This is a genomic window from Enterococcus villorum (assembly GCF_007990225.1).
In the GTDB taxonomy this organism is placed as follows: domain Bacteria; phylum Bacillota; class Bacilli; order Lactobacillales; family Enterococcaceae; genus Enterococcus_B; species Enterococcus_B villorum.
On the sequence record NZ_BJWF01000005.1, the window covers coordinates 78,063 to 98,744 of the forward strand.

At 32.8% G+C, this 20,682-nt stretch carries 35 protein-coding genes, 1 tRNA gene and 1 pseudogene; 12 read left to right on the top strand and 25 right to left on the bottom strand.

The window, feature by feature from the left end:
- The first annotated feature begins 5 nt into the window (after positions 1-5).
- On the top strand, positions 6-248 hold the full coding sequence (locus tag EVI01_RS03790; protein ID WP_010752186.1) for a hypothetical protein: 243 nt from the start codon (positions 6-8) through the stop codon (positions 246-248).
- Between the two features lie 26 nt (positions 249-274).
- Here the strand turns inward: EVI01_RS03790 and EVI01_RS14005 are convergent, their stop codons facing one another.
- From EVI01_RS14005 to EVI01_RS03855, 15 genes are all read right to left on the bottom strand, one after another.
- Entirely contained in the window at positions 275-457 is a 183-nt protein-coding gene (locus tag EVI01_RS14005) for a hypothetical protein (protein WP_244150162.1), read from the bottom strand.
- 28 nt (positions 458-485) lie between these two features.
- Positions 486-674, bottom strand: coding sequence for a hypothetical protein (locus EVI01_RS03800; RefSeq protein ID WP_010752187.1), 189 nt, complete (start codon positions 672-674; stop codon positions 486-488).
- Positions 671-1,246 carry a hypothetical protein gene (locus EVI01_RS03805; protein ID WP_010752188.1) on the bottom strand — a complete coding sequence of 192 codons (576 nt, stop codon included), beginning with the start codon at positions 1,244-1,246 and terminating at the stop codon, positions 671-673. The genes EVI01_RS03800 and EVI01_RS03805 overlap by 4 nt, the downstream gene beginning before the upstream one ends.
- 129 nt (positions 1,247-1,375) lie before the next feature.
- On the bottom strand, positions 1,376-1,831 hold the full coding sequence (locus tag EVI01_RS03810; protein WP_010752190.1) for a DUF1064 domain-containing protein: 456 nt from the start codon (positions 1,829-1,831) through the stop codon (positions 1,376-1,378).
- A gap of 141 nt (positions 1,832-1,972) precedes the next feature.
- Positions 1,973-2,194 (bottom strand): hypothetical protein, encoded by a 222-nt coding sequence (locus EVI01_RS03815; protein ID WP_010752191.1) that lies wholly within the window; start codon positions 2,192-2,194, stop codon positions 1,973-1,975.
- 8 nt (positions 2,195-2,202) lie between these two features.
- Positions 2,203-3,060, bottom strand: coding sequence for an ATP-binding protein (locus EVI01_RS03820; RefSeq protein ID WP_010752192.1), 858 nt, complete (start codon positions 3,058-3,060; stop codon positions 2,203-2,205).
- Entirely contained in the window at positions 3,060-3,836 is a 777-nt protein-coding gene (locus tag EVI01_RS03825; protein ID WP_010752193.1) for a phage replication protein O, read from the bottom strand. The genes EVI01_RS03820 and EVI01_RS03825 overlap by 1 nt, the downstream gene beginning before the upstream one ends.
- A gap of 15 nt (positions 3,837-3,851) precedes the next feature.
- Positions 3,852-4,667, bottom strand: a complete 816-nt coding sequence (locus tag EVI01_RS03830; RefSeq protein ID WP_025480718.1) for a PD-(D/E)XK nuclease-like domain-containing protein — start codon at positions 4,665-4,667, stop codon at positions 3,852-3,854.
- The gene (locus EVI01_RS03835) at positions 4,630-5,652 is read right to left on the bottom strand and encodes a recombinase RecT (RefSeq protein ID WP_010752195.1); all 1,023 of its coding nucleotides are present in this window, start codon (positions 5,650-5,652) and stop codon (positions 4,630-4,632) included. The genes EVI01_RS03830 and EVI01_RS03835 overlap by 38 nt, the downstream gene beginning before the upstream one ends.
- 1 nt (position 5,653) lies before the next feature.
- Entirely contained in the window at positions 5,654-5,848 is a 195-nt protein-coding gene (locus EVI01_RS03840; RefSeq protein ID WP_010752196.1) for a hypothetical protein, read from the bottom strand.
- Positions 5,845-6,003 carry a hypothetical protein gene (locus EVI01_RS13605; RefSeq protein WP_010752197.1) on the bottom strand — a complete coding sequence of 53 codons (159 nt, stop codon included), beginning with the start codon at positions 6,001-6,003 and terminating at the stop codon, positions 5,845-5,847. Before EVI01_RS13605 ends, EVI01_RS03840 begins: the two co-directional genes overlap by 4 nt.
- Positions 6,000-6,293 carry a hypothetical protein gene (locus EVI01_RS03845; protein WP_010752198.1) on the bottom strand — a complete coding sequence of 98 codons (294 nt, stop codon included), beginning with the start codon at positions 6,291-6,293 and terminating at the stop codon, positions 6,000-6,002. Before EVI01_RS03845 ends, EVI01_RS13605 begins: the two co-directional genes overlap by 4 nt.
- Positions 6,294-6,333: 40 nt before the next feature.
- Entirely contained in the window at positions 6,334-6,510 is a 177-nt protein-coding gene (locus tag EVI01_RS13610) for a hypothetical protein (protein WP_010752199.1), read from the bottom strand.
- Positions 6,511-6,559: 49 nt separating this feature from the next.
- Positions 6,560-6,820, bottom strand: a complete 261-nt coding sequence (locus EVI01_RS03850; protein ID WP_002323902.1) for a hypothetical protein — start codon at positions 6,818-6,820, stop codon at positions 6,560-6,562.
- Between the two features lie 23 nt (positions 6,821-6,843).
- Positions 6,844-7,593, bottom strand: coding sequence for a phage antirepressor Ant (locus tag EVI01_RS03855; protein WP_010752200.1), 750 nt, complete (start codon positions 7,591-7,593; stop codon positions 6,844-6,846).
- A 62-nt stretch (positions 7,594-7,655) separates the two neighbouring features.
- On the opposite strand from EVI01_RS03855, the gene EVI01_RS14010 reads away from it, so the two are divergent.
- Complete coding sequence (locus EVI01_RS14010) at positions 7,656-7,787, top strand: hypothetical protein (RefSeq protein ID WP_010718782.1); 132 nt, start codon at positions 7,656-7,658, stop codon at positions 7,785-7,787.
- Here EVI01_RS14010 and EVI01_RS03860 read toward each other — a convergent pair.
- Together EVI01_RS03860 and EVI01_RS03865 are read right to left on the bottom strand one after the other, a co-directional pair.
- Complete coding sequence (locus EVI01_RS03860; RefSeq protein WP_010752201.1) at positions 7,776-8,048, bottom strand: hypothetical protein; 273 nt, start codon at positions 8,046-8,048, stop codon at positions 7,776-7,778. The two genes, EVI01_RS14010 and EVI01_RS03860, sit on opposite strands and share 12 nt — an antisense overlap.
- Before the next feature lie 18 nt (positions 8,049-8,066).
- Positions 8,067-8,270, bottom strand: a complete 204-nt coding sequence (locus EVI01_RS03865) for a helix-turn-helix domain-containing protein (protein WP_010752202.1) — start codon at positions 8,268-8,270, stop codon at positions 8,067-8,069.
- Positions 8,271-8,565: 295 nt separating this feature from the next.
- Between EVI01_RS03865 and EVI01_RS03870 the strand changes: the two genes are divergently transcribed.
- The 4 genes and pseudogenes from EVI01_RS03870 (at position 8,566) to EVI01_RS14015 (ending at position 10,250) form a co-directional block, all read left to right on the top strand.
- Positions 8,566-8,985 (top strand): helix-turn-helix domain-containing protein, encoded by a 420-nt coding sequence (locus tag EVI01_RS03870; RefSeq protein ID WP_010752203.1) that lies wholly within the window; start codon positions 8,566-8,568, stop codon positions 8,983-8,985.
- 16 nt (positions 8,986-9,001) lie between these two features.
- Entirely contained in the window at positions 9,002-9,424 is a 423-nt protein-coding gene (locus EVI01_RS03875; RefSeq protein WP_010752204.1) for an ImmA/IrrE family metallo-endopeptidase, read from the top strand.
- Positions 9,425-9,453: 29 nt separating this feature from the next.
- Positions 9,454-9,655: pseudogene (locus EVI01_RS03880) on the top strand (hypothetical protein).
- An 85-nt stretch (positions 9,656-9,740) separates the two neighbouring features.
- Entirely contained in the window at positions 9,741-10,250 is a 510-nt protein-coding gene (locus EVI01_RS14015; protein WP_010752206.1) for a PH domain-containing protein, read from the top strand.
- 176 nt (positions 10,251-10,426) lie between these two features.
- On the opposite strand, the gene EVI01_RS03890 is transcribed toward EVI01_RS14015, so the two are convergent.
- A complete protein-coding gene (locus EVI01_RS03890; RefSeq protein WP_010752208.1) occupies positions 10,427-11,083 on the bottom strand; it encodes a hypothetical protein in 657 nt (218 codons plus the stop codon).
- A 153-nt stretch (positions 11,084-11,236) separates the two neighbouring features.
- On the opposite strand from EVI01_RS03890, the gene EVI01_RS03895 reads away from it, so the two are divergent.
- Positions 11,237-12,385, top strand: coding sequence for a site-specific integrase (locus EVI01_RS03895; RefSeq protein ID WP_010752209.1), 1,149 nt, complete (start codon positions 11,237-11,239; stop codon positions 12,383-12,385).
- A gap of 106 nt (positions 12,386-12,491) precedes the next feature.
- Here EVI01_RS03895 and EVI01_RS03900 read toward each other — a convergent pair.
- The 3 genes from EVI01_RS03900 to EVI01_RS13615 all read right to left on the bottom strand — a co-directional run bounded on the left by EVI01_RS03900 (position 12,492) and on the right by EVI01_RS13615 (position 14,030).
- A tRNA-Ser gene (locus tag EVI01_RS03900) sits at positions 12,492-12,579 on the bottom strand.
- A gap of 193 nt (positions 12,580-12,772) precedes the next feature.
- Positions 12,773-13,339 (bottom strand): TetR/AcrR family transcriptional regulator, encoded by a 567-nt coding sequence (locus EVI01_RS03905; protein ID WP_010752210.1) that lies wholly within the window; start codon positions 13,337-13,339, stop codon positions 12,773-12,775.
- Between the two features lie 538 nt (positions 13,340-13,877).
- Positions 13,878-14,030: a hypothetical protein gene (locus EVI01_RS13615; RefSeq protein ID WP_155853997.1), complete on the bottom strand. Its 153-nt coding sequence runs from the start codon at positions 14,028-14,030 to the stop codon at positions 13,878-13,880.
- A 401-nt stretch (positions 14,031-14,431) separates the two neighbouring features.
- Here EVI01_RS13615 and EVI01_RS03910 point away from each other — a divergent pair, with 401 nt between their 5' ends.
- On the top strand, positions 14,432-15,031 hold the full coding sequence (locus EVI01_RS03910; protein WP_010752211.1) for a TVP38/TMEM64 family protein: 600 nt from the start codon (positions 14,432-14,434) through the stop codon (positions 15,029-15,031).
- Between the two features lie 89 nt (positions 15,032-15,120).
- Entirely contained in the window at positions 15,121-16,923 is a 1,803-nt protein-coding gene (locus EVI01_RS03915; RefSeq protein WP_010752212.1) for a glycerophosphoryl diester phosphodiesterase membrane domain-containing protein, read from the top strand.
- 173 nt (positions 16,924-17,096) lie between these two features.
- Here EVI01_RS03915 and EVI01_RS03920 read toward each other — a convergent pair whose 3' ends face one another.
- Genes EVI01_RS03920 through EVI01_RS03930 form a run of 3 tightly spaced genes read right to left on the bottom strand, consistent with a single transcriptional unit; the run spans position 17,097 to position 18,194 of the window.
- On the bottom strand, positions 17,097-17,693 hold the full coding sequence (locus tag EVI01_RS03920) for a helix-turn-helix domain-containing protein (protein WP_010752213.1): 597 nt from the start codon (positions 17,691-17,693) through the stop codon (positions 17,097-17,099).
- Positions 17,671-17,892, bottom strand: a complete 222-nt coding sequence (locus EVI01_RS03925) for a helix-turn-helix transcriptional regulator (RefSeq protein ID WP_010752214.1) — start codon at positions 17,890-17,892, stop codon at positions 17,671-17,673. Before EVI01_RS03925 ends, EVI01_RS03920 begins: the two co-directional genes overlap by 23 nt.
- A 2-nt stretch (positions 17,893-17,894) precedes the next feature.
- On the bottom strand, positions 17,895-18,194 hold the full coding sequence (locus EVI01_RS03930; RefSeq protein ID WP_010752215.1) for a hypothetical protein: 300 nt from the start codon (positions 18,192-18,194) through the stop codon (positions 17,895-17,897).
- 178 nt (positions 18,195-18,372) lie between these two features.
- On the opposite strand from EVI01_RS03930, the gene EVI01_RS03935 reads away from it, so the two are divergent.
- Positions 18,373-18,807 (top strand): thioredoxin family protein, encoded by a 435-nt coding sequence (locus tag EVI01_RS03935; protein ID WP_010752216.1) that lies wholly within the window; start codon positions 18,373-18,375, stop codon positions 18,805-18,807.
- A 13-nt stretch (positions 18,808-18,820) separates the two neighbouring features.
- The gene (locus EVI01_RS13620) at positions 18,821-19,168 is read left to right on the top strand and encodes a hypothetical protein (RefSeq protein WP_010752217.1); all 348 of its coding nucleotides are present in this window, start codon (positions 18,821-18,823) and stop codon (positions 19,166-19,168) included.
- Between the two features lie 622 nt (positions 19,169-19,790).
- Here EVI01_RS13620 and EVI01_RS03940 read toward each other — a convergent pair.
- On the bottom strand, positions 19,791-20,009 hold the full coding sequence (locus EVI01_RS03940) for a hypothetical protein (protein ID WP_010752219.1): 219 nt from the start codon (positions 20,007-20,009) through the stop codon (positions 19,791-19,793).
- Between the two features lie 453 nt (positions 20,010-20,462).
- Here EVI01_RS03940 and EVI01_RS13625 point away from each other — a divergent pair, with 453 nt between their 5' ends.
- The gene (locus EVI01_RS13625) at positions 20,463-20,612 is read left to right on the top strand and encodes a hypothetical protein (RefSeq protein ID WP_010752220.1); all 150 of its coding nucleotides are present in this window, start codon (positions 20,463-20,465) and stop codon (positions 20,610-20,612) included.
- Positions 20,613-20,682 lie beyond the last annotated feature (70 nt).

A 20,682-nucleotide genomic window follows, 5' to 3' on the forward strand; every position in this document is an offset into this window, starting at 1 on the left:
TATATATGGCAAAATATGTTTATGCTAACTTATTAGGAAATTGGAAGTGTCTAAATGACGACGATAAATGTGTAATGGGTGAACATAGAGCCTCACCTAGTCAATGGTGGGAAGAAGGAGCAGAATTATATGCGCCTATTCATAGATCTGATACAGATACTCTCTATGATTTTCCGTACGTAAATATTCACTACAAGGGTGTAGACTATCGAGTTTCACCTTTGGATATACAAATCGTTAACAGATAAATATTTATTGATATCCTCCATAATGATTATTTGGTCGTTATTATGGAGGTATTTAATATAATCATCGGTTCCGGCATAATCTGATCATCCTTCAAAAATAGATCAGAACATTTTTTTCTTAGCTTCTTATTGTTCGTATATGTTTTAAGCAACCATTGACTTGCCTCACTCTTGCTTTCTCCGGAAAAATAAATTTTCCCTGTTTGGATTCCTGCAAGTTAAATCATCATCTTCACCTCAAATCAAATTTTTTTCTGCTAGATGGAGCAAAAGCAATCCGACATCAAGAATCTTTTGATCCATTATTTCAGCTACTTTACTCGGCTTAACTCCTTGAGAAAAGAGCAAGCGTGCTTGCTCTATCTCTTCGTGAGTCCAAATAAATTTGGTTTCCCCAAGGATAATTACTGGGTCCGTTGCTCTCATTGTTCTTCTGGAAAAATGATGTCATCCTTATGTTTAGACCAGGTATCTGCATATGGAGCAAAGTATTGTCTAGCTAATTCGATTTGATCAATTAAAGCTATTTCTGATAACTCATGATCTGCAGCAATTTCATTCATACTATCGCCTTCATCTAAACGGATAAGAACGTCTCGAATATTTACGGTGACATTTTCTGGTAGTTGTAATGTCGTTGCTGTTTTAATAAATTCATCAATCGTTTCTTTTGAAACCAGGACTTTCACATTTTCAACTTCTTCTACACCATCGCCAACATCAAGTGAAGTCTGCTCTTCTTTGAGCATTTCGATTGTGCCATCTGAATTCACCACGTATTCAATATTCGGTTTCTTCGTTTGCTTGTTTACTGGCACTGTGTATTCGATTGTTTCTGGTTGAATTACTACAGTCACTGTTGATCCAAGAAACTCAGTTAGATTTTCAGTGCTACCTCTCAATGATCCGTTGCTAACAACTAGTAATACTTCTGTGTTCCCATTTGATTTTGATGTTACTTTCTTTAATTCTGGTCTGAAATTCACTTGTTTTGTCATTTATATTTTCCCTCCGAAATGTTTAGTCATTTTGGCAATCTTCGCAATAGCGTGGATATCCAGGAGCTTCACCATCAATAAAACAGCCACAACCTTCACACACCAAACCTTCTAAAATATCCTCAACCATCAATTTTCCTCCATCAATTTCTTTTTTCTTCGCTCTGCTTGTCTCTTTCGCTGCTGTCTTGCTGATTCAAAGCAGTCCATTTCAATGAACTTATTGATTTTCGATTCGAACTTAGCGAATGTCACTGGAAAGCCATATCGATGAGCAAACATCTTCATTTTCAGCATAGAGATTGCATCTTGATAACCTTTGACATCAATCACTTTTTTCACTTGGCCATTCTCATAAATCACAAAATCAGCTCGATAATAAATCGGTGCAATCTTACGATCGTTACATAGATAACCTTCTTGCAATAAAACATTCTCTTGCATTGCGCAATATGTTTCAGATAAAGGCATAAAACTTATACCATTTCGTTTTAGCTTCATGTAGTATCTAGCCTCTGCCTTTGAATCAAACATAATGCCGTCTACTTCATGTTTTTTATTTCCGTATTTACTTTTTGTCACCATCTGCATACTTCCTTTTTAATTCTTTTAATCGCCCATCATGCTTTCGCCCATTTCTATTTCATACTGGGCAAGGTTCGCAAGTTGACCAACCAAGCGACGTCTTATACCAAATGACAGTTTCATCATTACACCTTAAACAAATCATTTTGCACCTCTCATCCATGCTTGATTACCCTTTGGAGTGCATTTCTCTTTCTTTGCTGGCTTAGTTTTAATTTTTGCAAATCGTCGGTCAGGCTTAAACGTTTTGAATATTTCACCACCACACGTATTTGCAACTAATTCTGCTGCTTCATAGCTCTCATAATGATGTGCTTGTTCAGAGGAAATGACGCCTTTTCCGTTTTTGTCTAAATAACACATTTTCTTAATTACAAAGGTAAAACTGGATTCCTCCTTTTATCTGTCGTTAATTTGAATACAGCAATGTTCCCTTTTGTTCCATTCATGACACGAGAGAACACTCGCTCGCCGTACGCGTGTTTTAATTGCTTTGATGATAAATTAGTCGTGAATATCGTAGCTTTGCTTAAACGGGCTTCTGTGAGCGATGTGAGAACATCAACATCATATGGTGTTGCTTGATTGTTTTCTTCCATTCGACCTAGCTCCGCACCTAAATCATCAATCACCACAAAATCTGTCTTTTTTATTTCAGCCATCAACGATCCTGTCACAGCTTTTCTTGCTTCTGGATCATTCATCGCGAACTTCAATTGCTCTAATAATTCTCGATAGCTTATAAATGAACAGGCAATTTTATAATTAGATGCCATCATCACTTCTTTGATCACTGCAGCACCTAGATGAGTTTTTCCGGCTCCTGTTCTACCAGTAATAACCGCGTGAATCGTGCTACCACTTACGATTTTTTTAGCCCATTCTTGAGCCATTCCTTTTATTTGTGCTGTTTCCTGATCAACTACTTTGTATCCATCAAAATCGAAGGTCCATATGGCATCGTCCGTAATCATTGAACTGTTAATCATTCGATTGAGGGCATCCCTTTTCATTGCTTCATTCGCTTTTTTGATAGCTTCTTTTTGATTTTTCGTTACCATTTCTCGATATCCGCAACTCTTATTGATACATGTAGGACCGCATCGATCCGTACCATCTTTGTTTTTTGATTTCCACATGTACAATGGATCCCCGCATTTTGGGCAAGGATGATCAACAATCCTCAAACCGCCATAAGGTGCAGCCATTGCACTTAGTTTTTTATCCATTACCAATCCTCACCTGTTTCTGGTAACTCATCATTAGAAATATTTTGTTGCTTTCTTTTATTTTTTTGGATAGCCATCTTATCGAAATGCTTTCTTAAGCTAGTTGGTGATAAAATCACGCCAGACCAGAAATCATTACTAGTGGCCCACACAATCATGTCTTGAACTTCTCTACCAGTTCGTTTGTCAGATTCAATTGTTAAACGAATCATATTCGCCCATTTATCCAAATCAGGTTCTTTGATGTTTTGATTTTTTCGAATTAGTTTTAATAAAAGAATGGCCAATTTTTTATTTGGATCATCATCTGCGTACACGCGTTTTTTGCGTGTTGCGACATAATTATTATTCTTTTCATTCTTCTCATTCTTTTCATTCTTGTTTATGTTCAGTTCGTTGTCCTTTTGATGTTCAGCTCGTTGTTCAGTCTGTTGTTTTTTTTCTTCTGAAAATCCTTGATAAATGGCGTAGTTATTGACTTTATACGTTGTTCCATTTTTCCTGCTTTTTTCAATGCTTATCATGTCATCTTCAACAAGTAGACTTAAAAATTTTCTGACAGTATTTCTACTTACTCCCCAACGTTCAGCCAATTTTTGTTCTGAAGTAATTCTTTCCCCAACATCAACTTTTTTAAATGAACCATTAAAAATAATTTTCTTTTCTTTGTGGTTAGCCATTAGAATTAAATCAAGCCACCACTTTAGATATTGCGGATTATCCCATATCCAATTTTCAGTTATAGAACGGTGAAGCTTGACCCATCCTTCAGCCATATAATCACCACCGTTCTATAAATCGTCCATGCCAGTGAATCCAGTTATTGGAAGATTACCCCTACAGTACTCGCATAAACCGCAATGGTTCGGCTTCTCTTCACCATTCTTCACTCTGACAATTCGCTCAATTTTTTCTTTTAATAAGACAAGTTCGTAATTCATTTTGTCTTGTTCAATTGTTATAAGTCTTGCTTCACTTGGTGTTTGTTTAGAAACTGCTGCAATAATCGGTGTGAACGTCTTTCCGTATTGCTGTAAAAGTAACTCCTGATATATAGCCATTTGAAGTACATATCCAAAATTGACTAGGAATGTTTCTCTTGATCCATAATCTTCATTCCATTTACGTTCATGCATGTCTTTCGTTGTTTTGATATCAACAAAGTATTCTTCTTCTAAATTCAAGCAGTCAATTTTGCCTTTCCACTGAGTTCCAAATAATTCACCAGTTACAATCGTTTCTTTCTCACCTTGATAAATGTTCATGAAAGCTTCTTCTTGTTTTAATCGATCAATCATCTGTTCAGCAATCTGGAAATCTTTCAATAATCCATACGGCTTGCGACTAGAAAACATTTTGGATTTATTTTCTTCTTTGAACGCTTCGTGTATCTCTTTCGATTCAAAATACGAATGTACATAATTCCCGACTAAAAGAGCTTTAGGATTAGATATCGGTTGCCAATCCCCTTTGAGTTTGGCCAAGGCGGCCGCTTCACATTTTAAAAAGGACTTATATTGTGACGTTGACATGTACTGCCAGTCAGCTTCATTTGAGTAATAATTCTCATCAGAAAGGGTACTCATCGTCTTCGAATTCTGAGACATCATCTGCACCTTCCTCACGTCCGAAATCTGGAATATCTAATAATTCTTCTTGAATCGGTTCGTTCAATGTTTCTTTTTCAATCGGATGAGCTTGTTCAACTTCTGGATGTCCTGACATATCCGCAATACGAGTATTTTCTTCTTGAATATCGTTAGGAATCACAATCTCTTCTGCTTCTTTTTGAATTGGTTCGACAGTTTTATTTGAAAAAAGTTTTTCTTCAAGTGTGGCCACTTTTTCTGTTTGTGGCGTTACATCTTTCCGATCATTATCAAATTCATTTTCTAATGTATCTTTTGCGGCTTGAACCAACAAATCGTTGTCATTGCTTGTGTTGATTAATGCTTTAGCTGCACGATTAATCACTGTTCGTTTAGCCATTTCTTCTGGAAATTCCTTTTGCGGTCCAGAACCCTTCATCTTTGACTTCGCCCAACTTTGATCAATTTGTTTTTTCGTCATGACTGTTGTGGTCTCTTTACCATTTGCTAACTTGATAACTACATAAGCAGCAATGATTTCATTGTCTAAATTCTCGAATTTTGTTTCATGCTTTTTGACAACCATGTTTGGTCCATCCATTGCAACTTCAAACTCATCATCTTGTCGAACGACTACAGGCGTAATATCTGCCCCTCCAGTTACACGATCAAGGACTGCCATTGTTCCAAAATATGAACGCATTAGCTGAACCTTGTTTCCGTACTTGATGAAGTAACACTGTTTCTTCGCTGGTGATAGTCCTTGAATAACCATGTCTAAGAGTGCATTAGAAATAGAGGTTTTCATTTCTTGATTATTTGCGGCCATCTGTAGCAAATTTCCACCTGTATTGTTAGTAAGCTCGAAAAAAGCACTCTTTAATGCATTTTGTGGACTGTATCCTGGAGGCATCTCTAAACCCTGTTCTTGTAACCGTCCAAGATTACTGATCACCTGCTCGTCTAATGAACGTTGTGTTGTTTGTGTTAAATCGTTTGCCATATTAAATTCCTCCTAGTTCAATCTTTGGAAAATATTGTTGTACATATTCCAAAATATCCTCTTCTTGTACATATCCATCTTCGGTTAAATAGCAAGAGTCACCTGGATATAACGGATTTCCTTGCCAATCAACTCCGACAGGACTAGCTTCATTTGGCGGTTGCTGTCTAGCACCTAATGAATCAAACTCCTTCATTTTTCAGTCACTTCCTTTAGTGTAGAATTGAATAAGTAAGTCAAAACTAAAGTAATGAAGTAAATCCAACCATAACGAATGTTAATTGTGGCAAAGCACATACCCACACCAACGAGGTCATATGCTCCTTTCACATTAATTCGTGTTTTTTTCATTCAGATTCCTCCAGCAATTCAGATTCTTCCATTAAATGGAACACCATTTCTTTCTGATACTTAAGGACAGTTCGTCTAAAAGTTTGGCACTCTGCACAATTGCAATTGCTTCGAAATGATTTCTTAATTATATTTCCTTGTTCTAAAATGCCAATTGCGTAAAGATTAGCTGGTCCAGCGATTTTAATAGCCACACATTCATCATCTGTCACTGCTAGTGAAAGGCCTAAGCTTTCTTTTTCGCATTCATTAGCTAACTCTTCAATAAGATTTTTAATTTTTTCGTTCATGTGATAAAATCTCCTTGTGATTTTTATTTTTTTGACACGATTATGCTTGCCGGCGGTCGTGTCTTTTTTTTGTTCTATACTCAGCTTCATCAAGACCTATGAAGATCCAAACCATGTAAACAATCGTACCGATTAATGCTTGTCTGCTTCCCCAAAGACCTAAAGCGTAGATCATTAGTGGTGCGCTAAATACTAATGCTCGATTAAACTTGCCCATGTCTTTCCCCCTCTTTGCTGTTATTATGTCCGAACACTTACCCGATATTTTATTGTGCTAGAACCCATGCTCTACATTTTTCTTTGTCGTAAAATTTTTGATCGCCTATACGCCCGAATGGAAGTCCTTTATCTTCCCACTTACGAATAGTTGCAGTTGATACTCCGAAGTATTTCGCTATCTCTATTTGCTTTAATACACGTTTATCAACTGAGGCATCTCTTCTTGCTTTTGCAATTTCATCAGTTATGATTTCATGAATGTAGCTACGAAGTGCTGCCTCATTTTCAGGCGTTAAGATTACTTCCATAATCCTGAACCTCCTATCAAATTTTATTTTTCTTTCCAAACTCCATACTTAATAGCGAAATCCTTGACTACAGATAAATAAATTTCTTTTAACCTTTTATCACTTTCGATTACATCTAACTTATTTGTCTTATCTCGCTTGGATTTTGAAATACCTTCGCCAGCCATACGGTTACGTAAATTGGTTAATCTAGTTTTGAGAGAGGAACCAGCTCTACGATCAACTTCTTCATATATCGCTGTTTGAATTTCTTGATAAGCACCGTATCCGCCTTGAGTTTCCGCCATTTTATTTACGAGTTTTCGACATTCTCTACGCCAGTCAGTTGTATTCAACGCCACAATTTCAGTAATATTGTCCATTTGTGTTGCTAAACGTTTTGTCTCTAATTCTTGTTTAGCTACTGCATTAAATATTCCTTGGAACATTTGAAGTTCTGGACTTAGCTTTGAAGTATCAAGTAATTGTTGTTTATATTCTTTTTCTACTTGAATAAAATATTGACGCGCTTGTTTTCCTTTTTCTGTTCGTTGGAGCATTGAGATTTCTTTTGCCATATCTAACTTTAAAAAATGGTTTTTCTGAGGTCTTCCACCTTTTACTGATTTTTCAGTAAAACTTATAAAATCAACGTTTTCATAGAATCCATACTCTCTCATTCTCGGAAACCAATCATTATACCGCTCTTTTACTTCTAAAAATTCATGTAACTCTCTACCACTTACTAACTGCTCATTTTCCTCATTTGTTGTTACTTTGATTAGTTCTTTCATTCGTTTTCCTCCCCAGCTGATTTTTATTTGCTATAATTCTCATTAGAAAGCGAGGTGTTTTGATGTTTAGCGAAGAAAAAATTTCTAAAGTTTTTGAGCATTATGGAATAGATACTACTAACCAAGATATGGAAAAATTAGTGCTTGCATTAGCTGATTTATTCCAAGAGCTTGAAGAACAATTAAAAAATTGATGTTTTATGTAAAGCTTCAAATCCAATGTGGGGCTTCACTATTTTTACTTCGCTATGTTCGATCAAAAACTTAACTTTGCTGAAAATATATCTGTAGGTTTCGTTGAATGCCGGTTCTCCGACATACTTAGTTAACTTCTCTTTGACTCTTTCCCTTAAATTGTTGACAGAAATGTTCTCTTCAATGCATTCTGAATAAATCTGTTTAGCTACTTCGTCAGATAATTCGTTTATCTTTGAAACTTGATCGATAATACTCATATTTTTTTACTCCTCTCTTTACAGTTCATACATAGTAATGATCGAATCGATAATTATATTAGCTTCTGCAGAAGTCTTTTTACCGCTTAAGATTAAAGATAAGTAACTTTTACTAATTCCAAATCTTTCAGCAAGCATTTTGTATGTTAGAAACTTAGATCCTTCTACATACTTTTTAATTTTTTCTCTGTCTTGTTTAGTAATTTCTGCAATATCAGTCATTACCGCGCCTCCTTTCTTTTACTTGTAAACAAATCTAACAACTATTTTATAAACTATATTGACATCATTAGATTATTAATCTATACTAAATCCATAGTTAAATAAGACATTAAAACGTTGATTTAAAAGCTTTCTTGGCGGTTGGCATTTATTAATCAATAGTGTTTTTGTTGTCTTTTTAGTTGTTAAACTTGTTTACAAGACATAGTATAGATTATTAATATAAACCAGCCAACAGTTTTTATATTATTTATCTAAACTTTTTTTGTAAGCATTCAGAAAGGTTGTTAAATCAATGAATACTTATGAAATAATAAAAGATTTAGCTAAAGAAAAAGGTCTTTCTATTAGGCAATTGGAGATAAATTTCGGATATTCCAACGGATACATTGGCAGTTGGAAAAGACAAACTCCTAATTCTACAGAATTAGCTCGACTTGCTGACTATTTCAATGTATCTGTCGACTATCTATTAGGACGCACTAAGAAAAAAAGGTACTACGATTTAACGGAAAAAGACGAACGTGATATTCAAAAAGAATTACAATCCTTAATCGACGATTTATCTAATGCTGATGGAATGGCTTTTTCGAAGAAGGATGGTGAAATGAGCGAAGCTACACGTGAAGCTCTCATTATTTCTTTAGAGAATGCATTGCGGATATCTAAGATAGAAGCTAAGAAAAAATATACACCTAAAAAATATCGCGATTAAAAGGAGTGCGATGTTTATGTATTTACCTCAAATTGATAAAAAAATTAATAAACTGGTAAAACTATATCAAACACGCAATCCTTTTAGAATTGCACGAGAATTGAAGATACTAGTTTTAGAAGAAGATTTGGGAGAAATTTATGGTTACTATAGTAAATTAAAACAAATAAAAATGATCCACATAAATTCTAACTTAGATGAAATGGGAAAATGGATAACTTGTAGTCATGAATTAGGCCACTGTGTTTTACATCCAAATGAAAATACACCTATGTTATCTAAAAAAACGCTAGTATCTGAATTAAAAATTGAAAAAGAGGCAAACTATTTCGCAACTCATCTGACTATTGATCCAACATTGGACGGCTTTGATCATATGACAAAATATGAAAAGCTCGTTTGCTTTGGATTACCAGATGAATTCGATCGTTACTTGTGAATTATAATACAACGTAAGGAGAATTTTATATGAAAATAGGACCACGAAAACCGAGTATAAAAAAATCTATCAGCGCTAGAACTACTGATAAAGCAAAAAGAGCTGTGAAAAAAGCAGTAATTCCTGGTTACGGTAAAAAAGGATCGGGATGGATTAAGGACCCAAAAAAAGGCTGCATACAATAAAGTTTATAAAAAGACTACATTTAGCTTTTGGGACTTATTTAAATAAAAAAAGCCCGTGCTGGCACACGGACTAGAAACCTTATTTCTAAGATTCTCCAATAAAATAATATCATAGAAACGAGGAATAAAAAATGACACTAGATACAAAAAACAAAAAAATTGCTAAACAATTAAAATATGCTCAAGAACATCTAGAACCTGGAGAAAAAGTAGTTGAAGGTGTATTTGGAGCATACGAAACAAAATCGATGGGCACAGATACAATAAAGAATGGGGTTTTTTTAGCAACGAATAAAAGGCTTTTCTTTTTTGGTAAAAGAACTTTCGGTTTTGATAGTGAATCTTTCCCCTATTCCAATATTTCCTCTTTTGAATTTGCTAAAAAAGCCATGGGATATAAAATCTCGTTCTATGCTTCAGGGAATAAAGTAAATATGAAATGGATAAGTATTGGAGATATAAATTCCTTTGTAAACTATGTTAAAGAAAAAATGGAAGCTAAAAATCACAAGAATATTGAACAAAATCAAAGCTTAACTTCTCCTATCCAAAAAATGAAAGAACTAAAAGAGTTGCTTGATATGGAAATCATCACTAAAGATGAATTTGAAAAGAAGAAAAAAGAGTTATTAGGATTATAAAAAAGAAAAAACACGTCCCACCGACCAAAGCGAGCGTGTTCAAAAAAACAAACCTACACAATAGGCTTCTTGTCTATTGTATCAGAGAAAGAGAGGGAATGCATCCATGATTTTCGCTTCACGTGAAACCCGTACTGTAAAAACTGGCGAGAAAAGAAATGATGGCAAAAAAGGACCTACTCCATTACCAGCTCGTCCTCAACCTCGCCCATAGGAACAATGTAAAGTTTTACTCGTTTTTCATAATCAACAAGAATGTTTATATCGTATTTCTGAAATAATTTTTCAACATCTTCAATCGTCTTTGTAAGCTCTGGCTCTTTAGGAGCATACAATAACAGTTCATTGTATTCATCTATGTCATATTGATAGACATTTAGATAACCAGAAGCTATATACTTACCATCAAAATCAAAGAGATAAATATATTTTAATGTTTTTCCATCTAGGGCCTCATCTCGAATTGGTTTTCTAGTAAATGGCAGTTTATTATTTTTTGTACGAAGTTTATTGAACCATTCGAAAAAGGAACTAAGTACTTTAGGGAAAATATATACTCCTAGAACTAAGATTAAGACAAAGCTTATAACTGCCGTAACAGTCGTTAACCAAGCAAAATCTAAGTGTGGTAGGATATTCTTCAAAATTTGTTGCATTATCCAATAGATCGACCAATTTAGAATAGATAAAAACGACACGATGGCTATCTTTTCTTCTTTTTTTGCATTTGACAAAACTAACAAATCATTACTTTTCAAAAGGAAATACGTAAAATATCCTGTGATAACAGATTGGAACAGTGCAGTTAAAATATTGAAGTTGTTGAAAAGCATATATTCACCTCTAGTTGGCTGGAGTTTTTTCAATCAATTATAACACAATATCATCTACTGTACGAATACACATTCCAAAACGAGCATATCATTTAAGGAGGTGATGCCAGCTATTTTAGTCCGAACACTTACCCGAGCGAAAGGACGAAAAAAATGGCAACATTCGAACAATACAAAAAGAAAAACGGTAAAAAATTGTGGAAGTTTCAAACTTATTTGGGAGTAGATCCCTTGACTGGCAAACAAGTTAGAACTACACGAAGAGGTTTTAAAACAAAAAAAGAAGCTCAATTAGCGCTGACCAAACTGCAATTGGAATACGAAAATAATGGTCTAAATAAGTCTAAAGAGTTAACTTTTCAAGAAGTATACGATCTATGGATCGTAAATTATGAGCAAACAGTAAAAGAAAGTTCTTTCGTTAAAACAAAAGAACAGTTTGCGAATCATATATTACCAGCATTTGGTGCTCTTAAAATCAACAAAATATCGATTGATATAGCTCAAAAGTTCGCTAATGAAAAGGTAAAAAAATTTGTGTTGTATAGAGAATTCATCAATAATGCTTCGCGTATATGTGATTATGCTATTAAATTAGGATATCTACAAGATAATCCCTTAAAAAAAATCACAGTTCCGAAAAGGAAGGTCTCTATTCATGAAGAAGATACTTTAAACTTTTTTAGTAAAGAAGAACTAGAAATCTTTTTGAAATCAGTAGAAAAGAAAAAAGATATTCGTATGTATTCTTTTTTTCGGACACTAGCCTTCACAGGGATGCGCGTAGGCGAGCTCTTAGCTCTCACATGGAAAGATATTGATTTTAACGATAATTATATCAAGATAAATAAAACTCTCGCCAGAGGAAAAAATAGACGCCTTTATGTAGAGCAACCTAAAACCAAAAATTCTAAGCGAGATATACCAGTCGATGATGAAACTATGAACATCTTGAAGAAATGGCGATTAGAACAAAGAAAATGGTTGTTAACATTGGGAATTAATACGTTAAGCAAAAATCAACTGGTATTTTCTAACCGGAAAAACGAATATCTCCAATTATCTAAGCCTCGTAAATGGTTAGAAGTGATTATCAAACAAAATAATCTTAAACGTATTACTATTCATGGTCTTAGACATACACATGCTAGTTTACTTTTAGAAGCTGGTGCAAATATTAAGGACGTACAAGAACGTTTAGGCCACTCGTCTATTCAAATCACTATGGATCTATATATCCACATTACAGATAAACGAAAAGAAAAAACAGCAGCGCAATTCGCAAAATATATCGGTATTTAAGCAGATCGTATTCAAAGACGTATTCAAACAAAAAAACAGAGGCGAAAACATTGCAAGCAAATGCCTGTATATCAATGTTTTCGCCTCTATTATGAAATGTTATATAAGGAAGGTACAGGATTTGAACCTGCGCGCCGGTATTAGCCGGTTCGCCGGATTTCGAGTCCGGTGCATTACCACTCTGCCAACCTTCCGTACTTATTATTTTTAAACTTTTTTGATAAAAAGTCAAGTCTATTTAAAAATAGAAAACAAGTAATGGCATATCTTTATTATGAAAAGAAAAAACACAAGAGTCATTTTTTCGCATTCCTCCAGAAGTTACGTTGATTAAGTAACGAAAGAAAGAGTGTTCAAATGAACCTTGTGCTATCAGGCAAAAACTGCCTAGTTAATCGTTTCAGGGTTATCCAAAGCAAGAATAGAGTCAATCGTCCGTTCAATAAACGAAATAATCTGCTCTTCTGTTGGATGTATGATGTTTGAAGACATCAAGGATGCAATACCTGTGACTGCTACCCATGTCCCTGTGTGTAATGCATCGATGTATTCATCGGATAGTTGATTGTAGCGATGATCTTCTTTTACGATTTCACGGAAATAGTTGTAAGAAAAATCATGCATCTTTTGTCCATCGCCGTGTTCATCAATGTATAACGCCATGTAGAGACTATGATGTTTTTTAGCAAAGTAAATATAATTTAACCCTAAATCAATGATTTTATTTCCTGTGCGTTCTACTGGAAAAACAGTTTCTTTTAGTTGTTCAAAAATAGTATCTAATAATGTATTTTTGAGATCGTCCATGTTTTTGAACTCTAAATAAATAGGTTGTGTAGATATCCCCATTTTTTTAGCAATGTTTCTCGCAGTAAAACCTTTGAAACCTTCCTTTGCAACAACATCATAAGCAGCTTTTAGAATTTGATCTTTGGTATAGACTTTTCTTCTCATTAGAACTCCCCCACTTCTTACTGCAGTATATGTTGTTTTATTGTAACCGATGAACACAGTTTTTGGCAAACATTTTACTCAAAACGTTATATTTTAATATTTTTTCTTATTTATTTTTAACAAAGATCCCTTATTATTTAAAAATAAATAGTAAATGTGGTTCCCCTTACAAAATTTGATTTATATGCAACTTATAATTGTTCAAAATTTTTCTTTCTTGTTATAGATAAAGAAATCAATAGAGAAGGCGTGTAATGGTTAATAAAAATTTCGTTATTTATTTTTATATTGGTTTAATAAAGTATTGATAAAAAAAAGTATTTTTATCTTACTTTTCTAAACGTTCGTTTTTCTTTTTTTCTCTCTTTTCTGGCAAGTGATCCATGTACTTTCCTTTCCAATACAAATAAGCATTCATCGCCTATCTGATAGAAGTTAGGCGATGAATGCTTTTCGGATGGATTAGGACTATTATTAAGTGGTTACTCTAAATTTTTACAAATTATCATAAAGCTCGTCGATGATTGGTTCTAAAAATTCATAAAAAGACTAAGCAGTATTCTCCACTTCCCTCATTTTCTTTCCCAATTTTTAGATGAACTACTAGTTGTTCAAAATTCTCCTTTGAAATTAAAGTTGAAATAGTCATTAAATTCCTTTGACGAAGCGCAAGTTCTTTTTCTCTAGCCAATATTTCTCCAAATAAGACTTCATTATCCCATTTAGCAAATTTTTGTGTAAATGCTCATAATTGATCATGTTCAGTAGTTTTTTTGGTCATTTTTCTTTTTTTGGTTTTGCTTTATTCATTTCATTATAGGAGATTTATCCACTCATATTTTTTCTATTTTTTCTTATCTTTTATTTATTTCATACTTTTCATGAAGTAAATCAATATTTAATAGATATATACTTAAAAAAAATAATTTTATTTAAATACATCTGTAGTTGGATGTATTTGCTTCACTTTTCTCTTATACTCATTGTATCTTACAAATTTGTTTGATCATTGTCATTTAAAATAGTAGCGCTTTACTGTACTTATAAAGTACAGTAATAGTATAAGTAATTTATCAAAGGAGTTGATAGATAATGAATGTTACAGTAACACGAAAATTGATCAATTTTATCTCAATCATTGGGTTGGGAATATCTATAGCATTAACGATTTACTTCATCAATTTAGGTGTATTTAAAGACTTAAATTCTTTGAGAGGACTAGTTGGTGATTCAACTATTTTAGGTCCTACCCTTTTTATCTTTATTCAGATCTTACAAGTCGTCATTCCTATCATTCCTGGTGGTATAAGTACAGCTGCTGGTGTTTTAATCTTTGGTCCTTATGCTGGCTTTATTTATAACTATGTAGGTATTTGTATTGGTTCGATCATTATCTTCTTACTAGGTCGTCGTTACGGAAAACCGTTTATTTTATCTATGGTTAGTGATAAAACGTATAATAAATATATTGGTTGGCTTGATAATCAAAATCGATTTGAAAAATTATTTGCTTTAGCAATTTTTCTGCCAATTGCGCCAGATGATGCTCTTTGTTTAATGGCTGGACTAACCAATATTTCTGTTAAAAAATTTACTTGGATTATTTTATTAGCAAAACCGTTATCCATCTTTTTATATAGTATGGCTTTGATTTATGGAGGCAATTTCTTAAACGGATTATTAGGACAATGATCGATGAGTGGGCGTGTTGCGTTAAGTGATTGGCGTAGGACATCCACTTATTTTTATTTTACGTTATAATGTATATGGTAGGTGATTGAATGTTAATTTATTTAAGAAGAAGTTTGGGAAATGCTTGGGATTTTCTTAAAGGAACTCAAGCATATTTTCGTGATGTTTTACTTATGCATGGATTTATCTTGTTTATCTGTTTGCCTTTATTAAATAGTACAACGAGATTTATTTTACATCGTGGTGCGATTGATTATCTATCGACAGATAATATTTCTACAATTATTTCTCAGCATCCTGGTGTTTTGTTTTCTTTAATTGCTGTTTTATTAACGATATTATTACTTGTTTATTTCGAGTTTACTTTTTTGCTTATCAGTGTTTATTTTATCAAAAAACAAGTACCAATATCGTTAAGACAACTACTGCAAGCCACGTTTAGACAACTAAAAAAAATACGTCCACTAACGTTTCTGTTTTTCTTAGCTTATTTTTTACTGATTTTACCAATTAGTGGCTTAAGCTTTAATTCTGATTTGCTATCCAAAGTGAAAATCCCAGCATTTATTATGGATTTCATTTTTACGAATCGTTGGATAGTCGTCAGCGCCTTTCTTTTATTCTATTTGTTTTTAGCTTATATCGGGATTCGTCTGATTTTTGCCTTACCAGAGATGATTTTACGCGATCGTCCCTTTAAACAGGCGATAAAGGAAAGTTGGTCTTTAACAAAAGCACGTTTTTTCGCTATTCTCGGACAATTTATTATTATTGGTGGTAGTATTTTACTGATTTCTGCTGCCGGTTATATGGTCGTGATTCTTTCTCAATCTTTCGTTGAAGAATTTTTCCCAGATTATTCATTGATTAGTGCTGTCTTTGCCATGACGATTCTCCAAGGAATTCTTTTGTTTAATATTGTTATGTCAACAGTAGGAATCTTTTACATCATTATTGACTTTATGGATGATGAAGGATTCTTACCAGATATCCCTAGCTGGTATCAATTAGACTTGCCTAGTCAACGGTTTTCAGTACTAAAAAATACCAGTTTCATTTTATTGGCTGTCTTTTTTGGTGTAGGGGTGTGTTTATATAACATGAATTATTTAACCTCAGCTTCACAAAAAAGACCTATCACTATTTCCCATCGAGGGGTCAGTGCCGGAAATAGTGCACAAAACACCTTAGCAGCTTTAGAAAAAACCAGCCGAACGTATCATCCTGATTATGTAGAAATGGATGTCCAAGAAACAAAAGATGGTCAATTTGTCGTTATGCATGATTTCAATTTAAAACAATTAACTGGTGTGAATAAAGCGCCACAAGATTTAACATTAGAAGAATTAGAAAAACTAACAGTAACGGAAAATGGTGTAAAAGAGCCAGTTGTTTCATTCGATGCTTATCTAAAAAAAGCAAAGGAATTAAACCAAAAACTTTTAATTGAAATTAAAAATTCAAAAAAAGATTCAAAAGATTTGATTGAACGCTTTGTACAAAAATATGAAAAAACAATTTTAGCTAATCAGCATATTTTACAAAGTCTGACTTATCAAACCGTTTCTGATTTGAAAGAAGCGAACCCTGAATTTTATGTTGGTTATATCCTTCCTTTTAATATTGTTGGTCCTCCTATCACTCCAGCTGATTTTTTAACAATGGAGTATAGTACAATCAATCGCAATTTTATTAATTCAGCTCATCAAGATGGTAAAAAAGTTTATGTGTGGACGGTCAACGATTCTGATGGAATCAGCCGTATGATGTTTTATGGTGTCGACGGCATCGTTACTGATCAAATGGGAATCTTGAATGAAACAGTTCAAAAAGCAGATGAAGAAGTGACTTATTCTGATAAATTACTGAATTTTGTTTTAGGAGTAGGATAGAAAAAAATGACTACAATTAAGATGATTGATAGGCGTATACAACGAAAAACTATAAATGATGCAACTCCATTTTAATGAGGTGCTGGATAAAATAAACAAAGACTATAAGTGAAAAACTTATAGTCTTTGTTTTACTTTGCTTGAATAAAAAATAGTTTGTTTTTCTCTTTTTATTATGAGATAGAATCAATTCTTTTTTGTAGTAATGCCGTGAGTCTTAAATGGTCAAATGGATATTCTTTTGTTGAACGGTTGTACTCGTGTAGTTTTAGAAATCTTTCTTTGATTAGTAAACGAAAATCATCTGAAGCATATGGCGCAAATAAACTGAATAACAATACTTCAACGTGCCCGATATAATCCCATTCAATGATACAGTTCTGAATTTCTTCTACTAAGAAACCACTACCAGTGTTTTTTATGCAAGAGATGATCTTTTCAGTCAAGCTTGCGAGAGAGCAATGAAACTCTTGCAGTTTTACTCTTGTATTCTCTTCAATACATTGTTTCGTTGTCACTTGTCTTTCTATTTCTTCTATTACATTCATTAGAGAACTAGGGGTCTCTTCAAAATTTTTAGAAAGATCAATAAATTCTTCAATTCCCACACCCATTCGATCAATTAATTTAATTAATAAATCAAAAGAAATATTTGTTTTCTCATTTTCTAATTTCGACAAAAATGAAACGGTTACAATATTGCCAGCCACTTCTTTTTGAGTAAAACCTTTTCTAATTCGAATGTATTTAAGTGCCTTTCCAATTTTCATACCCTTCCTCCACTGGTAAAAATAGCTGATCAACAGTAGTATGCAAAACTTTCGCTAAACAAAAGGCTAATTTCAAGCTAGGATCATATTTATCATTTTCAATTGCAATAATCGTTTGTCGGGTAACATTTGTCATTTTAGCTAATTCAGCTTGTGAATACCTTTGTTGTTTTCTTAGTTCTTTCATTCTATTTTTCATGATTATTTATATTTTCCATTTTCAATTTTTAAATTACTTAAAACAATCAGTAAAGCAACGATAAACAAGGAACCGATATTCATCTTTTCGCTAAAAAATTGACTATTTAATAGGCTCCCGAGTAATTGAACAACTGTAGATAGAAAGAGAATGCCTAAAGTCAATAGCATGGATCGGCTTAAAGCTCTTTCTAAAATTACTCTACCAAGTTCATCTTTTCGTTTGGAAATATTACTTAAAACTAATGCAATAAACAAAGAGAGAATAATTACTGAACTGATCATTATTATAAGAATATACATAAAAAACCTCCAACTTTTATTTTTACAATTAAAGTAAAACATGTTTTACAAAAAAAGTAAAACATATTTTACATTTTCATATATTCAACTATTTGTAAGATATGAAACTATTAATAAAATTTGTTTCTACACGTATATACTGGGTATTGGGATTAATTTTATGGGGAGGACAGATGAATTGAGAAATCCCAAAAAAATTTCGCTATTTTTACTTGTATTTATAGGAATTATTTTCTTTATTACAGAAACTACTGAAATAAAGAGGTGTGTTTTTTATAATAAACAAGTACAATCTTTTACTAAAATTTCCTCTCTTAATGAAATCAATAGCCTAAACAATAAGGAATCGATTGTCTATATTGGCAGATTTACTTGCCCGGTGTGCAGAGAATTTGTTCCAAAATTAAAGGAGGTGTCAGACGAAAATCCTTCAAAGAAAGTATATTACTTAGATACTGATCGTTTGGGGAATGAAGGCATTGATTTAGTTACATTAAAAGAATTAGGTGTATCATCGGTTCCTACAGTGATTGTTTTACAAAATGATGAATTAAAATTTATATTGAATGGTTCTAGTATTTCAGTGAAACAATTAAAAAAACTATTTTATTAAGGAGTTAAAAACAATGAAAACATTAAATCCATTAACTTATGTAAAAGTAACTATTATAGCTATAGTAGTTGTATTATTAATGAATTTAGGATTCTCAGTTTCCAATGCGTTTGCAGCTGAAAGTAGATTAAATGAACAAATCCGCTTAACACAAGGAATGTTAGCATCAATCTCTTCTAATAAAAAGGGAGATAAATTCGAAATGAATACTGTTATTTTGCAAGAAAATACAGATTTTACAACATCAGAAGCAACCAAACTGGCTACTACGTTTAACCATTTAACACTGGAAGAACAACAAAGCTTATTGCATCAATTATCTGAAAATTCGAATGCTCGTGTCGCACCAATTATCCTTTAGGCAGCAGGTATCGTTGGTGGATGGTTAGCTACAAAATTTTGTAAAACCTATCGTAACTATAATTCTGCTACAAAATTAGTTTGTGATGTTATCGAATAAAAATTGTCAAAAAGGAATTAAACATACTTCTTTTTATTTATAAAAAAAATAAACTTTCAACTGTATTAAAAATTTACAGTTAAATAGACAAAATCTTTACAATAAAAATGGATATTACATACGATAGATATTTCAAGCAGGTAATTTGTTACTATTCTATAAGAAAATACTCGCTCCCTAATAAGACAAAAATTCATAGAACTCTTTTCTAAATAAATAAGTGATTATAATTAAAAATATTTGTTTAACTCTCCCTCTACATTAAAGAAAAACAAAGAAACTGTAGATGGCACCCTCCTTATAGGTTGTCATCTACAGCTTCACATGAGTCTCTTCATATTTTTATTATTTTTCTCTTGCATTCTTTACAGCACGAACAACTGCTAATACTGCTGGGATAGCAGAAATAACCGCCAAAACAATCCCTAGTTTCCCTGAATTTTTACTTTTTTGCATCGTTTTTCGCTCCCTTCTCTCTTAATTCAATTATAGTGAAGTTTACGATATTTCTCAAAAAAAGTGTTTATGAAACGAGTGCCGCTTCTGCTACAGTATAAATTTCAGACAACTTAACTAATAGACGAAACTTACTATCATAGATCACCAAGCGATCTCTTTGATCGTAGCGTTCGACAAAAATAACAGCTGTATTAGTATATGTACGTTCGATGCAACCAATGACCTCATGATTCACTCCAATTGGTTTGCATATGTATGACTTGCCTACTTCTAGCTCTAACATCTCATTATTCCCTCCTTAGTTTTTCATTACTTTAATTTATAACAACAAATTAATGTGGTTTTGAAAACATTATATAGGAATTTTTTAATATTTTTTATTAAAAACAAAGGATTTAACTTTCAAACTATTTATTTTACACATAACTACTTCCTTCCTCACTTTGTCATTTTCAAGTGACATTATTGTTTGAAACTTTTAGCAGTTTGTTCGTGTCATTTTTCTGAAATACTCTAAAATAATTATCAAGGAGGGGGACTTATGATCTTAGTACAAGTCACTATATTTATTTTTTTAATGATTGCTTTACTTGTCGGTCTAATAGAAAGCTAAGTCAATTACATAAATATCAATTAATTGCTAAAAGAAATGAAGGATGCTAAACTAAATACAGATAGGAAAATTTAACAGAAAATTCCAATCATTTATTACATTTATTAAAAAGAGGTGAAAATAATGACTTTTACACAAAAAAACATTGAATACCGTGTAGCCTTTGATACATCAACCAACCAATTTATGGCGATTGATGCAACAAATGATAAAAATGTAGCTTTTGGTATTACGATTGAACAAGCTGTCCGAGCATTACATGAATCCAACTAAGGAGTGAATCATTTCTAATGATCGAAAAAAACTTGGCATCCCAAAACGAATAAAAGACGTTTGCGCAAAA